The organism is Limnobacter sp. (assembly GCF_964228395.1).
Taxonomy (GTDB): domain Bacteria; phylum Pseudomonadota; class Gammaproteobacteria; order Burkholderiales; family Burkholderiaceae_B; genus Limnobacter.
This window is the reverse complement of sequence record NZ_CAXQZX010000063.1, coordinates 22,573-37,424: the sequence shown is the minus strand read 5'-3', so window position 1 is coordinate 37,424 and position 14,852 is coordinate 22,573. Positions and strand designations below refer to the sequence as shown.

Genomic DNA, 14,852 nt, shown 5'->3' with positions numbered 1-14,852 from the left:
GCGTTGCCCGCCCGAGAACTCATGCGGAAAGCGCGTGAGCGACTCGACTGGCATGCTGACCTGCTCCATGACTGCACGCACCCGGGCTGCACGAGCCTGAGCATCCATGTCTGGCCGCAAATTCAACAAGGGTTCTTCCAGTATTTCTGCAATGCGATGGCGCGGGTTGAGCGAGGCAAATGGGTCTTGAAACACGAATTGCACACGAGCCCGCCAGCCTTGCGCGCCACGCTCTACCCATTGGCGCAAGGGGCGCCCCTCCAATAACACATCGCCATCCACACGGGCTGCGCTGCCGATTAAGCCCAGCAACGCGCGGGCAGCAGTCGTTTTTCCAGAGCCTGACTCACCCACCAGGGCCACAGTTCGACCGGGCAGCAGCCCAAGGTCAAGGTTCTTCAGCACAGGCTTGTAGCGCTTGCGCAGCAAGCCTCCTTTTTGTGGGTAAGCCACCGACAAAGACACCGTTTGCAACACCGCTCCGTGGGTTTTGGGCACAAACTCATCGGCAATGCGCGTGCCTTCCTCAGCCGGGGTGGTCTGCACACTGGCATGCAAAAAGCAACGCACCCAATGTTCTTCATGGCCGACGCCAGCTTGTTCCAAAAACGGGGACTCCTCGCGGCAGCGTGCCTGTGCATGCATGCAACGCGCGGCAAACCTGCAGCCTGTGGGCAGGTTCACCAGGGAAGGCACTTTGCCCTCCAGGGCATACAAAGCGTGGCCTCGTTGCCCCTGGCTTGGCAGGCTTTTGATGAGCGCATGCGCATAGGGATGCCTGGGGTTGGCAAAAAACTCTGCCACGGGAGCGCTTTCTACCAACTGCCCGGCGTACATCAACCCCACATGATCGGCCATTTGTTTAACAATGGCCAGGTCGTGAGTAATCAACAACATCGCCATGCCGTGTTCCCGCTGAAGGTCTTTGAGCAAGGCCAGCACCTGCGCCTGAATGGACACATCAAGCGCGGTGGTGGGCTCGTCTGCGATCAGCAAATCGGGTTGGATGCACAGCGCCATGGCAATCATGACCCGCTGCTTTTGCCCGCCCGACATTTCGAAAGGAAACTGCGCCATGCGGGCCTTGGGGTCGGGAATGCCCACACGATCCAACCATTGCACGGCCTGATTGTGGGCTTCTTGGGCGCTTAAACCCAAATGCAATACCATGGCCTCGGTGAGCTGATCGCCCACGGTCATCACGGGGTTCAGACTGGTGCCAGGCTCTTGAAAAATCATGCCGATGCGCTTGCCACGTAAACGCCGCATGGCCGCTTCCGATATACGCAACACATCGGGATGATTGGCTGAGGTATCAACGGCATCACCCGCCTGAGCGGCACTGGCCAATCGCACAGCCCCAGCCACCACAGCACCGCAATCGGGCAACAAGCGCGCTATGCTCAAGGCAGTCATGGACTTGCCGCAACCCGACTCCCCCACCAGCGCGAAGGTTTGCCCTTTTCCGATAGACAAGGACAAATCGTCCAAAGCGTGCACCCAGCCAGCTTCGCTGGCCAGACGTGTGGTTAAAGAACGAACATCAAGCAAGGCCATGCTCAAACCCTCACCAGCGACTGCTTCAATTGGCGTGCGCGCGGATCGAAGGCATCGCGCACAGCATCGGCGAACAAATTGGCCGACAACACCAACAGCAACATAAACACAAAGGCAGCCACCAGGCTCCACCACACCATGGGCTCACGGCTCAATTCAAGGCGGGCTGCGTTGATCATGGTGCCGTAACTGAAGGTGCTGGGGTCCACGCCCACCCCCACATAGCTAAGCACCGCCTCTGCCAGCACAAGGCCCGAGAAGTCCATCACCATGGCAATCAGGATGAGGTGCATGAGGTTGGGCAACAGGTGGGAAAACAAGATTCGAAAATGCGACACCCCGCTGGCGCGTGCGGCGAGCACATAATCTTGCTCGCGCATTTTAAGCACCTCGCCACGCAGCAAACGGGCAAGGCCTGTCCAACTGGTTAGACCCAAAATGGCACACAGAAAGAACAAACGTAGGTCGGCTTTTTCGATGGACGACTCAAACAGTTCCGGGTTGGCCTCCAAGGCCACTTGCAACATCAGGACTGTGGCCGCAATCAGCAACACTGACGGTATGGCGTTTAATGTGGTGTAAATGTATTGGATGATGTCGTCCACCCAACCGCGAAAGTAGCCCGCAGCCAGGCCCATGCCCACACCCAACGGCAAGGTGAGCAAGGTGGTGAGCAACCCAATCAGCATGGCTGTGCGCAGCCCCTTCAATGCGATATAAAGCACATCCACGCCCACTTTGTCAGTGCCCAACACGTGGTAGACCTGCGCCCATTTGGCCAGCACGCCACCCGCCACGCACAGTGCGAACAGCGTCCACACCGCAGCCAGGTAGGCCCCGCTGCCACTAAAAACCCCCACCGAGTTTGCCTGGGCCTCGCCCACCATATACCGGCGCACGGCCCACAGCCCGAGCAACAACACGCCCCAGAGCACCCCCCCACCCAAGGCACCTTGATAGGCACGCATCGCGAGGTCACTGTTTTTGTTTGCCTCATCAGCCAAATGCGCCCCGCCGTATTGCAAACGCGGATAATCGCGCATGGGCTTGCCATTGAGCTCCATGGTTTCTTTGCTCAAGGCCCGGGTGGCCAAGGGTGCAGAGTAGGATTTCTCGCGTTGATAGGCCAGTGGGCCCAAGACCACATCAAGCACCGAAATAATGGGGGTGTTGTATTTGCTTTGATTCTCGGCGTTAAGGCGAAGATGAACGCTGTCGAGCAGAGTGATGCCCACAGCCAGCAGCAGCACCACAGCACTTGCGCTGGCAATTTTGGACTGAAACACCAAGGCCCAAGATGCGCGCTGCAAAGGGCTGCCCAGCACATTTTTAACGTACACCAACACGGCCAGCACCAAGGCCCAAATCAACATGTCGGTGAGGAGCAAAGTGGGGGTCATGCGTGCTCCTTAAGCCAGACGGACCCGAGGGTCTGCAATGGTGTACGCAATGTCGGTGAGCACCAAACCCACCAGGTACAGGGCCGAGCCAATAAATACCATGGCACGCACAATGCCAAAATCTTGGGATTGGATGGCTTCGATGGTGTAGCTGCCCAAACCGGGAATGCCAAAAAATGACTCGGAAATTAGCGAACCCATGAAGAGCAATGGGATCACCGTCACCGACCCCGTGAGGATGGGAATGAGGCCATTGCGAAGCACATGGCGCCCCAGCACCTGCACCTCAGACAATCCCTTTGCACGCGCAGTGCGCACGTAGTCTTTGTTGATTTCTTCCAAAAAGATGGTTCGGTACCAGCGCGTGCCGCCCCCCAAACCACTGACCACGCCGATGAGCACCGGCAAAATGAGGAAGCGCCAAGCGTCTGTGCCACCCGCATAACCAGAGATGGGCACCAACGCCAAAGTTTTGGAAAACAGATACTGCCCGCCAATGATGTAAAACAAACCCGAGATGGACATGGCCAGCACACAGAGCACCACCCCAGTGAGATCCAGGTAGGTGCCGCGGAAAAAGGTGAGCAACAGCGACAACACAATGTTCAGGAACAAACCCAGCACGAACACCGGGACAGCCAACGCCAAACTCGGGCCAGCACGATGGGCAATTTCCCGGGCAATATTGCGCCCGTCATCAGAACTGCCAAACTCGCCCACAAACATGGGCATACTCTTCTGGAAAAAAATGGTCTGGCTAATTTGCCCCAGGCCCTCGGCCTGGCTGTTGTAGAGCAAAGGCAGGTCGTAGCCTTTCTCGCGCTTCCATTGCTCTATGGCCTCAGGGGCGACCCGCTTGCCACCCAAAGCGAGGCGAGCCATGTCATCGGGGCTATTGACTTGGAAAAACAGCACGAAGGTGATCAGGTTCACACCCACCAGCACAAGCAAGCCATACAGCACACGGCGCAACAAGTAATTGCCCATCAGCCCCTGCCCTCCCCGGCCTTGGCCAAATCTTCACGAATACCGGGCGCTTTTTCGCGGCGCTTCCATGCCGCCCAAGCGGGCCACACAAAGGCCACCAACGCAAGCAGCAGCGCTGGTATTGGCCACCACTGGGGCTTGTTCCATTCCTTGCGCGCAGCATCGCGCTTTGCGGTGACGATGGTTTTGTATTTGATGCTGTTTCGGGCCAAATCATTGGGCTTCACATTGCCAAGCCAGTGATGGATCAAGCCATACTGCTGGGGCACAAAAGCAAACAACCAAGGCACATCGTCTTGAACCAAGTCGGTCATTTGCGAAATGATGGCCGCACGCTCATCTGTGTTTGGCATGGTCTTCATGCGTTCAAAAAGAGCATCGTATTGGGCGTTGGAATAATTGGATGCGTTTTCACCGGCAGTTTTGGCACGCGCATTGGGCCCGTACAACAAAAACAAAAAGTTTTCAGGGTCGGGGTAGTCGGCATTCCAGCCAAGGAAAAACAATTGGGCGCTGCCCTTGCGGATTTTTTCCTGGAAACGGTTCCAGTCGGTGGGGCGAATTTCCAGTTGAATGTTGAGTTTGGCAAATTGTTTGCGATACCAGTCAAAGCGCGCCTTGTCGCCGGGGCCGCCACCCGTGGTATCCAGGGCCAGCGTCAGTGGCTGGCCGGTTTTGCTGTCCAGCCCATTGGCATAGCCCGCCTGCTCAAGCAAAGCCAGCGCATCTGCAATCGGCTTGCGCACCGGTTTGCCATCGACAATGTTGTAAACCTGTGTGTTGTACCCGGCCTCACCGGCCTCATAGCCAAACAAGCCCGGGGGCACCGGGCCATGGGCAGGTACAGCGCGACCGTTGGTAAAAATTTGCGAAAACTCTTCCCAATCGACAGCAATGGCAATGGCCTGGCGCAGCAAACGGGCACGACGGGCGTCTTCATCAGTTTTACCCGGGCCAACCACAGGGTCCAGCCAATTAAAGCCCAGGTAAAAAATACTGGTGGCCAAGGATGTTTCAAGGCGTATGCCTTTGGCCAGCATGTCGGGGGTTAAGGCGGTGTCGCCATCGGAGGTGGCGCGGATGGCCTGGTCGAAGGTGTCGGCGCTAACGCCCGAGCTATCGTAATAGCCCTGCAAAAATTTGTTCCAGTAAGGAATTCCCTCTTTTTCACGGGTGAACACCACGCGATCAATGAAGGGCATGGTTTTGCCCGCGTCAGCCAGAAGCCCGGCCTGCATGTCGCCCGGTTCGCCCTCGCTGGGGTAGGGTTCGCCACGGAAGTTGGGGTTGCGGCTAAGCACCATGCGCGCATTGGGGTCGTTCTCGGTCAGCATGTAAGGGCCAGTGCCCACAGGCCACCAATCGAGCACCAGGTTGTTTTCTATGAATCCTTTTTGACTGTAAAAAGCGTCTGCCTCCCATGGAATGGGGGCAAAAAATGGCATGGCCAACCAATACACAAATTGCGGGTATTTGCCATTGACGCGAATTTCGAGCGTGTGGTCGTCCAGGGCCTTGGCGCCTGGCAAATCGAACTGGCGCAAATCCAGCCAGGGCAGGTCTTTGGTGGCTGGCGCAAAAGCGCTGCCTGTTTGCTGCTGTATGGCTTTTTTCAGGGCCTCATCATTGGCCTGCAAGGTTTTGGAAAGCTCACCCAAGCCCTGCACATATTCACCCATGTGACCCAAAATGGGTGACACGATGCGTGGGCTGGCCAAGCGTTTTATTTCGTACACGTAATCGTGCGCGGTGAGCTCTCGCGTGCCTTGCTGCTCAAAATCCAGAGGTGAGAAATAACGCCGCGCCTCATTGCCCAAGGCATGATACAAAAACTCACCTTGGGCATTTTTGGCAAAAGCCGGGTGCGGCTGGTACAAAATGCCGGGCTTGATTTGAATGGTGTACACGCTGGTGTGCACCTGATCGGTGCTGGCGTCTGCGGGCAATACATTGCCTTCCCGGTCAAGGTAAACCGGCTCGGGCAAAGCCCGCGCGGCCAAGGGCTCGAGCTGATAAGGGCGTTTCAGGTAATGGTACTGAAACAGGGGCTCGTAAATTTGGTAGGTGAACTCTGCTTCGTCAGAGGTATAGGACTGTGCAGGGTCGAGGTGCTTGGGGCGAGCCGTGAAAGCGGTGTACAAAGTGCTTTTGCCAGCATTGGCGCCGTCTTCCACATAGGGGTTGTTGGGCGCTTTGCTGCAGGCGCTGATGGCCAGGGGCAACAGGGCCACGGCGGCCAATTTGCCCCCCCGGCTGAACCAACTATGCAAACGCTGCCACAACGCCAAAAACACCCTCGCTTTTTATTGTTTGTGTGAAGCTTTATTTAACCATGCTTTCGTTGGGTTTAACCGCGCCATTCGCGTTCTGGGCCCGTGTCTGCGTGAATCCATCCACCCTTTGACCCCACCCGGAAGTAAAAACCCACACCGCCAGCACGGAAACCCTGCACCAATTCACCCAACACACTGGGGTGCAGGCCTGTGAGACGGAAATCGGCCGCTTGGCCGCGCAGGTGTAGGGAGTTGCGTGCAGCGGGCAGGCCCTGCTCAATAAGCCGTGAATTGGTTTTGGGACTGCGATAGCCCGAGGTGATTTCAACGGGCGCAGTAAAGCCGTAGCGGCGAACGAAAGCCTGTGCAGCCCACAAGGTGTCGATCAACTGCGTATCCATTCTAAAAACCTGATTTGCCTGCACGTCTCGGAGCAGGCGGCAAATTTGCTCGTAGGCGATTGGGTTAAGATGTCCGTCTTTCCAGTACGTGATGCTTAACCGTTCGCCAGACTGCGGGCGCACCATGTCCAATGTGCGTGGCTGTAGCCAAAAGGTAAGGTCCACCAACGAGGGATCGAACAAATCTGGGGGCGGCACCATGCCATCGCCAGCGGCCCAACTGCCTGTTTTAAGCCAACTGTCGGACACGCCAACAATGGCCAATGTGCTCACTGCTTTGATGAAAGATCGACGATCGAAGGGCTTCATCGCTTTAACTTAAGAAATTACTTGAACTTATAATATGAGTTCTCTGAAAAAAAGTCACTAATCCATGTCTACAAATCAGAAAACCAAGACCATTCGTACCCGCTTTGCCCCCAGCCCAACAGGCTATTTGCATTTGGGTGGAGCCCGAACCGCGTTGTACAGCTGGGCATTTGCCAGGCACCACAGCGGCCAGTTCATTTTGCGGGTGGAAGACACGGATGTGGAGCGTTCCACGCCGCAGGCAGTACAGGCCATCATGGATGGCATGCACTGGTTGAATCTGGATTATGACGAGGGCCCATTTTTCCAGATGCAGCGCATGGACCGATACCGCGCCATGATTGCAAAACTGCTGGAGCAAGGCGATGCCTACCTTTGCTACTGTACGCAAGACGAATTGAATCAAATGCGTGAAAAGCAGCGTGAAAATGGTCAGCGCATTCGTTATGACGGCACATGGCGCCCCGAGCCCGGCAAGGTGCTGCCCTCCCCGCCCGCTGGCGTGAAGCCTGTGGTGCGTTTTAAAAACCCACTGAGCGGCGTGGTGAGTTGGGACGATTTGGTCAAAGGCCCGATTGCGATCAACAACGAAGAACTTGACGACCTGATCATCGCCCGCCAGGACGGCACGCCCACCTACAATTTTTGCGTGGTGGTGGACGATTGGGAAATGAAGATCACCCATGTGATTCGAGGCGACGATCACATCAACAACACGCCAAGGCAAATCAACATCTTGAAAGCCCTGGGTGGGGAACAGCCACAGTACGGACACATCCCCATGATTTTAGGGCCCGATGGCGAAAAACTGTCCAAACGGCACGGCGCCGTCAGTGTGATCCAGTATCACGAAGAGGGGTTCTTGCCCGAGGCGATGATCAACTACCTGGCTCGCCTGGGATGGAGCCACGGCGACGACGAGTTGTTCACACGTGAGCAACTGGTGGGTTGGTTTGATGGCAGCAATTTGTCGCGGTCAGCCGCACAATTTGACCCCGAGAAACTGAAATGGGTGAACGCGCATTACATGAAGCAACACCCCAAAGACCAATTGCTGGACGATTTGAAGGAACGCCTCGGCAAAGCCGGCATTGAGCATGCCAACGGACCCGCGCTGGCCGACGTGCTGGACGTGGTGTTGGAACGCGCCTCCACCCTGGTGCAATTGCGCGATGAAGCAGCGCTGTTTTACCGCGAGCCCTTGGTGAATGCCGATGAACTGCAGACCATGCTCAATGAAGCTGGCGTGAGCGCGGCGCTCACAGATTTCCACGGCGCATTGAACGGTGTCGAGTGGACCGTAGAGGGTCTGAATGCCCTGGTTAAAACAACCATCAAAAACCACAACCTGAAAATGCCCAAGCTGGCCATGCCATTGCGTATTATGCTCACCGGTATTACACAAACGCCATCCATCGACAAAGTGATGGCATTGCTCGGCAAAGCAACGGTGCAAGCCCGCATTGCCCGTGGGCTGGGTTTGTAAGATAGTTAAGCATGCTAATTAAACGACTTTGAAGTGGGCCAAGCCATGAGCCAAAAAGACCAACCTGAACACTGGGCCACCGCCACACAAGCCATCCGAAGCGGCAGCGCACGCACGCCCTTTGGTGAACATTCCGAGGCCATGTTCCTGACCTCGAGCTTCGTGTTTGACAATGCAGCCCAAGCCGCAGCGCGATTTGCTGGCACCGAGGAAGGCAATGTGTATGCACGCTTCACCAACCCCAGCGTGCAAATGTTTGAGCAGCGCCTGGCCACCCTGGAGGGCACCGAATACTGCCTGGCCACGGCCAGCGGCATGGCAGCCATTACCACCGCCTGCATGGGCTTACTCAACGCCGGCGACCACATTGTGGCCTCCAAAGCGCTTTTTGGTGCCACCGTGCAGTTGTTTGTCAACATTCTGGCCCGATTTGGAATTGAAACAACCTTTGTCGATGGCGTGAGCATTGCCGCATGGGAAGCCGCGATCAAACCGAACACACGGATGTTTTATTCTGAAACTCCATCGAACCCGCTGACTGAGATCACTGACCTACAAGCTTTGGGAGAATTGGCCCGCAAGCACAACATTTACAACGTGGTCGACAACTGTTTTTGCACACCAGCGCTGCAAAAGCCCGTGGAATTTGGCACTGAAATTATTATTCACTCAGCCACCAAATACCTGGATGGCCAAGGCCGAGTGCTGGGTGGCGCGATTTGCGGCCCCAAAGCCTTGCTGAAAGACAAAATTCTGCCGGTGCTGCGCACTGCTGGCCCCACCCTTTCCGCTTTCAATGCCTGGGTGCTGCTCAAGGGCCTGGAAACCCTCAATGTGCGCATGAAAGCCCAATCTGAAGCAGCGCTTGACATCGCCAGCTGGCTAGAGGCCCACCGCGCTGTGAGCAAGGTTTACTACCCCGGGCTGGCCAGCCACCCGCAGCATGCCCTGGCCATGAAGCAACAGCGAAGTGGTGGAGCCATCGTGTCTTTTGAACTCAAAGCCAGCGACGAGGACCAAGCCCGGGCAAAAGCATGGCACGTGATCGACAGCAGCCAATTGATGTCGATCACCGCCAACCTGGGCGACACCCGCACCACCATCACCCACCCAGCCACCACCACGCATGGCCGCTTGAGTCCTGAAGCGCGTGAGGCGGCGGGCATCAAGCAAGGCTTGATACGGCTTGCCATTGGTCTGGAAGATGTGGAAGACCTGAAACGCGACTTGGCGCGCGGGCTGGGCAGCTGAGGCCCGGCTTGCTTGCCCAGCTTGTTGGGACTGGAATGGCACAGGCCACTGGGGCTGGGATCCGCCCGTGTATCCCTTCGTGTCCCTTCCGAGGGGGCATGCACGGCGAAAATGTCGCCCTTGCATCCGATTCGGTTTCCCGCCAAGCGGGGCTTGGCGGGGAAACACGCCTCGGCCCCTCGGTGTGGGCCAAACCGGGCGGGCTGCCCTGAATCGGCCTGCGCGGCCTGGCCACCCCAGCCCCGGCGCTGCGCTTGGCCACGCCGGTGATTCGCGCATCCGAGCTCCATGCAGCAGCCGTCAAGCCATCCGCGCATGCAACCTGAGCCGCCTTCGCTTGCCCAGAAGCCAGCCGGGGCCAATGCCCCTGCAGCGACCTTCAGGACAATCTGCCCGACCGTGCCAAGAATGAACGGTGCCCCCCAAGGGGGCAGAGGCCCGACCCGACCTCCGTTTTGGAGGGCGGGCCTCAGTTCAGGCGAGGCTCAGGGAGGGAAATACAGATTGGCCGTCGCAAAGGGGCATGGTTCTGCTGGCTTCAGGGAGCAAGCGAACAATCACGGCCGGCGCAACAAGCCGGATGGACCTGCTTGCTTCAAGGAGCAAGCGAACGAACATGGCATGGACCTGCAGGCTTTAGGACACAAGCCAATAAACGCCTCTCCCTAGCTTTTCTTGATGAACCGATTCGTAAACCTCACCGCCTCGGAATAAGGGAAGATGTCCTCGATGTGCCCCTGGATAATTCGCTCCTTGCGCTCTTGCCAAAACTCGTATTCCAACAAATCGCGATGCTTGTTCAAGAAGGCACTGCGCACGCGGCGGTCACCGAGCAAAAACTGGCCAAACTCCTCGGGGAACACGTCTTTGGGACCCACGGTGTACCAGGGCTCAGACGACATTTCAGCCTCGGGGTTGGGCGCCTCGGGGATGCGGCGGAAGTTGCAGTCGGTCATGTATTCGATTTCGTCGTAATCGTAAAACACAACGCGGCCCAAGCGGGTTACACCGAAGTTTTTGAACAGCATGTCGCCGGGAAAAATATTGGCCGCGGCCAGTTGTTTGATGGCATTGCCATACTCCGTGATGCCATGCTCCACCTCTGCATCGGTGCCATGTTGCAGGTACAGGTTCAACGGGGTCATGCGCCGTTCAATGTACAGGTGCTTGATCACCACCAAATCGTCTTCAAAAGTCAGTGAGCTTTCACAGGTGTCTTTGAGGTGGTCAATCAACTCTTGAGAAAAACGGTTCAGCGGCAAACCCACGTGGCTATATTCCCAGGTGTCGGCCATTCGGCCCACTCGGTCGTGCCATTTCACCAACTGGTATTTGCGCATCACGCCATCGCGGTCAATTTCTTTGCTGGGCGCAATTTTGTCTTTGATCAACTTGAACACATAGGGGTAGGAAGGCAGCGTGAACACCGCCATCACCAAACCTTTAATACCCGGCGCCACAATAAACTCATCATGGCTGTGCTTCAGGTGATGTAAAAAGTCACGGTAAAACAGTGTTTTGCCCTGCTTGTGCAAACCCAGCATGGTGTACATCTCGGCCTTGGGTTTGTTGGGCAGCAAGGTTCGCAAAAACTGCACATAGGCACCCGGGGTTTCCATGTCCACCAAAAAATAAGCACGGGTAAAACTAAACAAGGTGGCAATTTGCTGCACATTGAAAAGCACCGTGTCGATGTACAACTTACCCGAAGAGTCTCGAAGTATGGGCACCGCGAAGGGTTGAGGCATGTTGGCATTAATGAACTTGCCGATGATGTAGGCCCCTTTGTTGCGGAAAAACAGGCTGGAGAGCACCTGAATTTGGCAATCGGGATCCACCTTGATGGGCCTTGGCATCACGTGCCGAGCGGCATGAACCACGTAGCGCAGGTCCCGGGCCAGGTCCACAAACTCGGCATTGAGACCAAAGTCGCGAATCAAACGCTTCAGGGTTTTGCGCAGCCCACCACTTTTGGGGTTGGCGGGGTAATAGCTTCGGTAAGAGGGGGGGTCACTTTCAACATAGTCCGTGCTTACCGCGGGGCGCACAAACAAAAACCGGTTGTGAAAATAATCCCGATGCAAAATTTTAGTGACTGCGGAATTAAAAAATGTCTCGGCCAACTCGGGCTGCTTGTGGTCCACCAAATAGGTCACGAATCGGGTTTTTATTTTGGCCCACACCGATTCGGACTGCAGCAAAGCACCGTAATTGCGGCGAAGCAAATCCACCGCCTCTTTGACCCGCTCGTCGTAAAAATCAATTCGGTCGCGGGCCAATTGTTGAATCAGGTGCCAGTCGCCTTCCTCAAACAACTTTTTGGTTTGCTGCGCGCAGTAGCGAAACAAACGGTAGTGCTTATCAAAGCCCGCCAAAATATCGGCTGCTGCTTTTTTGGAAAGCTCGCGTTCCTCCTCTTCACTGAGATTACTCACCTCCAGCAACTCGCCAGCCTCACTGTCTTCCAGAGTTTTAAGGTCGAAGGGGGGAACGCCGTTCATGGTTGCTTTCCTTAGGGTTGCGGGGCATGTTTGATTCTAACGACAGTTTGGCGCCCGCGCGTCGAACTGGGCATAAACCGCTCAACTGCGCTATTCAACTGCGCCGTTCAACGGCACCATTGAATGGGCCACGAGCGTGCCCCCAATGCCCACCCCAACACCGCAAGATCTTTTCTGGCACGGCAGCTCAGGTTAAACTGGTCAGGCTGTAAACAACTGCCCTGCACCATGCGTTTTGCCCCCCTTCTGGCCCTTGTACCCTTGGTTTTGCTTGCCTGCATGGGCGACCAGACCCCCGGCGGCTCGCCTGCACGGCTTGCCCCCAGCGAAGCCTTCGGCTGGCCTGCATCAGTGCAGGGTGAAAGCCCACCCGAAAGCCCGTTGCCCACCGACGATGCCATTTTTCAGCTAAGCATGGTCACCGAGGCGCTGCCCAGAAAAACCCTGGCTGGCGTGGCCGACCCGATCGCTTTCGGCTACACCTTGAGCGACATCACCGACCCGGGCTTGTTGGAATTCCAGATTCGCGCCATGGCGGCGCAATTGAACGACGGCTCGCGGCCAGAGCAGGTGTTTCACTGGTACGGCCACCCAGAAAACAACATGGCGGTGGCCTTGGTGCCCGTTCAATTTCAAAACCGCTACGGCACGCGCCTGCACGGCGAAATTGTGTTGCCCAAACGCGGGCAGGTGCAGGCCACGGCACAAAAATACCCTGTGATCCTGGCGCTGCAGGGGTTGAACACCAACACAGCCATGTACCGCTGGTGGCATCAGCTGTTTGCCGATGCGGGCTACCTGGTGTTTGCCTTTGACTTTTCTGGCCAGGGCCGCTCCGATGATGAAGTTGAAGGCGACCCCAACAACAACATCGAGGAGGCGCAAGACGCACTAAGCTACCTGTTAGGCAACTCCCCGGTGAGCCAATTCATCGACCCTGCGCGAATTGGTGTCATCGGTCACAGCATGGGCGCCATTGCGACCATGGGGCTGCAGGCTGTGGAACCCCGCCTGAAAGCCGCCGTGGCTGCAGCGCCCATCAGTGAAATTCAATCGGTGTTTGACAACAACCCCATCCCCGTGATGATACAGACAGGCGACCACGATGGCCCGATTGCGCCCATTGTGGCGGTCAACCCCGCCGTGGTGCGCCCAGTGTACGAGCAACTCACCAGCGACCGCGCGTTCATTGTGGCCGATGCAGCCACCCATGCGCAGCACACCAACTACCCCCTGCTGCCTACGTCCACCTGGGGGCGCGAAATTGCCGCCCAGTATTCACTGGCGTGGATGAATTACCACCTTCTTGGCAACGTCGAGGCACTGGGGGTGCTGCAAACCGCGCACCCCAGGCTTAGCTATTTGTGGGAAAGTGAAGTGGTGATTGGGCAGGACAAGCGGGTATTCAAATCGACTGGTCCAGCCCTGCCGCAATAAGCCTTACATCGTCTCAGCAAACAATTCGCGACCAATCAGCATGCGGCGAATTTCGCTGGTGCCCGCGCCAATTTCATACAGCTTGGCGTCGCGCCACAAGCGGCCACAGGGGTATTCATTGATGTAGCCGTTGCCGCCCAAAATCTGTATGGACTCACCCGCCATCCAGGTGGCCTTCTCGGCCGAGAACAAAATGGCCCCAGCGCAGTCTTTTCGAAGCTTGCGCACCGTGTCAGGCGTGGCTTGATCGCAAGCCTTGCCCACCTGGTAAACATAAGCACGGGTGGCCATCATGGTGGAATACATGTCGGCCAGCTTGGCCTGAATCAATTGGAACTCACCAATGCTTTGACCAAACTGCTTGCGGTCGTGCACATAGGGAACCACCACATCCATGGCCGCGGCCATGATACCCAAGGGGCCTCCCGATAGAACTGCACGCTCAAAGTCCAGCCCGCTCATCAGCACATTCACGCCACGCCCCACTCTGCCCAGCACATGGGTTTCGGGCACTTCGCAGTTTTCAAACACCAACTCGCCGGTGTGGCTTCCGCGCATGCCCAGCTTGTCCAGCTTTTGTGCCACCGAAAACCCTTTGAAGCCTTTTTCAATCAAAAAAGCAGTAATGCCATGGGGGCCAGCGGCCAAATCGGTTTTTGCATACACCACCAACACATCGGCGTCGGGCCCATTGGTGATCCACATTTTGTTGCCGTTCAGCACATACTTGTCGCCTTTTTTGTCGGCCCGCAATTGCATGCTGACGACATCCGACCCTGCGTTGGGTTCGCTCATGGCCAACGCACCAATGTGCTCGCCAGAAATCAGCTTGGGCAAGAACGTTTTGCGTTGCCAATCGTTGCCGTTTCGGCGGATCTGGTTGACGCACCGGTTGGAATGGGCACCATAACTGAGCGCCACCGAAGCACTGGCGCGCGAAATTTCTTCCATGGCCACAATGTGGGCCAGGTAGCCCATGCCACTGCCGCCCAGTTCTTCCTCAACCGTCAGGCCCAGCAGGCCCATATCACCCATTTTTCGCCACAAATGCATGGGGAACTGGTCGTTTTTGTCCAGTTCGGCCGCCAAAGGGGCAATTTCAGCTTGTGCAAAAGTTTGGACGGCATCGCGCAGCGCGTCGATGTCTTCCCCCAAATCGAATTGAAGTCCAGGCAGGTTCAACATAGTAAAGTCTCCGTTGACGTTATGTTTTTCCTAAATGATGCCCTACAATCAGGCCCTCTACCCAC

The 14,852-nt window shown here is 56.6% G+C and carries 10 protein-coding genes; 3 read left to right on the top strand and 7 right to left on the bottom strand.

Going from position 1 to position 14,852, the window contains the following annotated elements:
• The 5 genes from ACEQU8_RS05270 to ACEQU8_RS05250 form a co-directional block, all read right to left on the bottom strand.
• On the bottom strand, positions 1–1,557 hold a 1,557-nt coding region (locus ACEQU8_RS05270), incomplete at its 3' end, for an oligopeptide/dipeptide ABC transporter ATP-binding protein (RefSeq protein WP_370262034.1).
• A 2-nt stretch (positions 1,558–1,559) separates the two neighbouring features.
• Entirely contained in the window at positions 1,560–2,957 is a 1,398-nt protein-coding gene (locus ACEQU8_RS05265; RefSeq protein ID WP_370262033.1) for an ABC transporter permease, read from the bottom strand.
• Between the two features lie 9 nt (positions 2,958–2,966).
• Positions 2,967–3,944: an ABC transporter permease gene (locus ACEQU8_RS05260; protein WP_370262031.1), complete on the bottom strand. Its 978-nt coding sequence runs from the start codon at positions 3,942–3,944 to the stop codon at positions 2,967–2,969.
• Positions 3,944–6,214, bottom strand: coding sequence for an ABC transporter substrate-binding protein (locus ACEQU8_RS05255; protein ID WP_370262030.1), 2,271 nt, complete (start codon positions 6,212–6,214; stop codon positions 3,944–3,946). The genes ACEQU8_RS05260 and ACEQU8_RS05255 overlap by 1 nt, the downstream gene beginning before the upstream one ends.
• A 77-nt stretch (positions 6,215–6,291) precedes the next feature.
• Positions 6,292–6,927 (bottom strand): YcbK family protein, encoded by a 636-nt coding sequence (locus ACEQU8_RS05250; protein WP_370262029.1) that lies wholly within the window; start codon positions 6,925–6,927, stop codon positions 6,292–6,294.
• 64 nt (positions 6,928–6,991) lie between these two features.
• Here ACEQU8_RS05250 and gltX point away from each other — a divergent pair, with 64 nt between their 5' ends.
• Entirely contained in the window at positions 6,992–8,413 is a 1,422-nt protein-coding gene (gene gltX / locus ACEQU8_RS05245; protein WP_370262027.1) for a glutamate--tRNA ligase, read from the top strand.
• Between the two features lie 45 nt (positions 8,414–8,458).
• Complete coding sequence (locus ACEQU8_RS05240) at positions 8,459–9,664, top strand: O-succinylhomoserine sulfhydrylase (protein ID WP_370262026.1); 1,206 nt, start codon at positions 8,459–8,461, stop codon at positions 9,662–9,664.
• A gap of 665 nt (positions 9,665–10,329) precedes the next feature.
• On the opposite strand, the gene aceK is transcribed toward ACEQU8_RS05240, so the two are convergent.
• Positions 10,330–12,165 carry a bifunctional isocitrate dehydrogenase kinase/phosphatase gene (aceK, locus tag ACEQU8_RS05235; protein WP_370262025.1) on the bottom strand — a complete coding sequence of 612 codons (1,836 nt, stop codon included), beginning with the start codon at positions 12,163–12,165 and terminating at the stop codon, positions 10,330–10,332.
• A 279-nt stretch (positions 12,166–12,444) separates the two neighbouring features.
• On the opposite strand from aceK, the gene ACEQU8_RS05230 reads away from it, so the two are divergent.
• Positions 12,445–13,602, top strand: a complete 1,158-nt coding sequence (locus tag ACEQU8_RS05230) for an alpha/beta hydrolase family protein (RefSeq protein WP_370262024.1) — start codon at positions 12,445–12,447, stop codon at positions 13,600–13,602.
• A gap of 3 nt (positions 13,603–13,605) precedes the next feature.
• Here the strand turns inward: ACEQU8_RS05230 and ACEQU8_RS05225 are convergent, their stop codons facing one another.
• A complete protein-coding gene (locus tag ACEQU8_RS05225; RefSeq protein ID WP_370262022.1) occupies positions 13,606–14,787 on the bottom strand; it encodes an isovaleryl-CoA dehydrogenase in 1,182 nt (393 codons plus the stop codon).
• Positions 14,788–14,852: the final 65 nt, after the last annotated feature.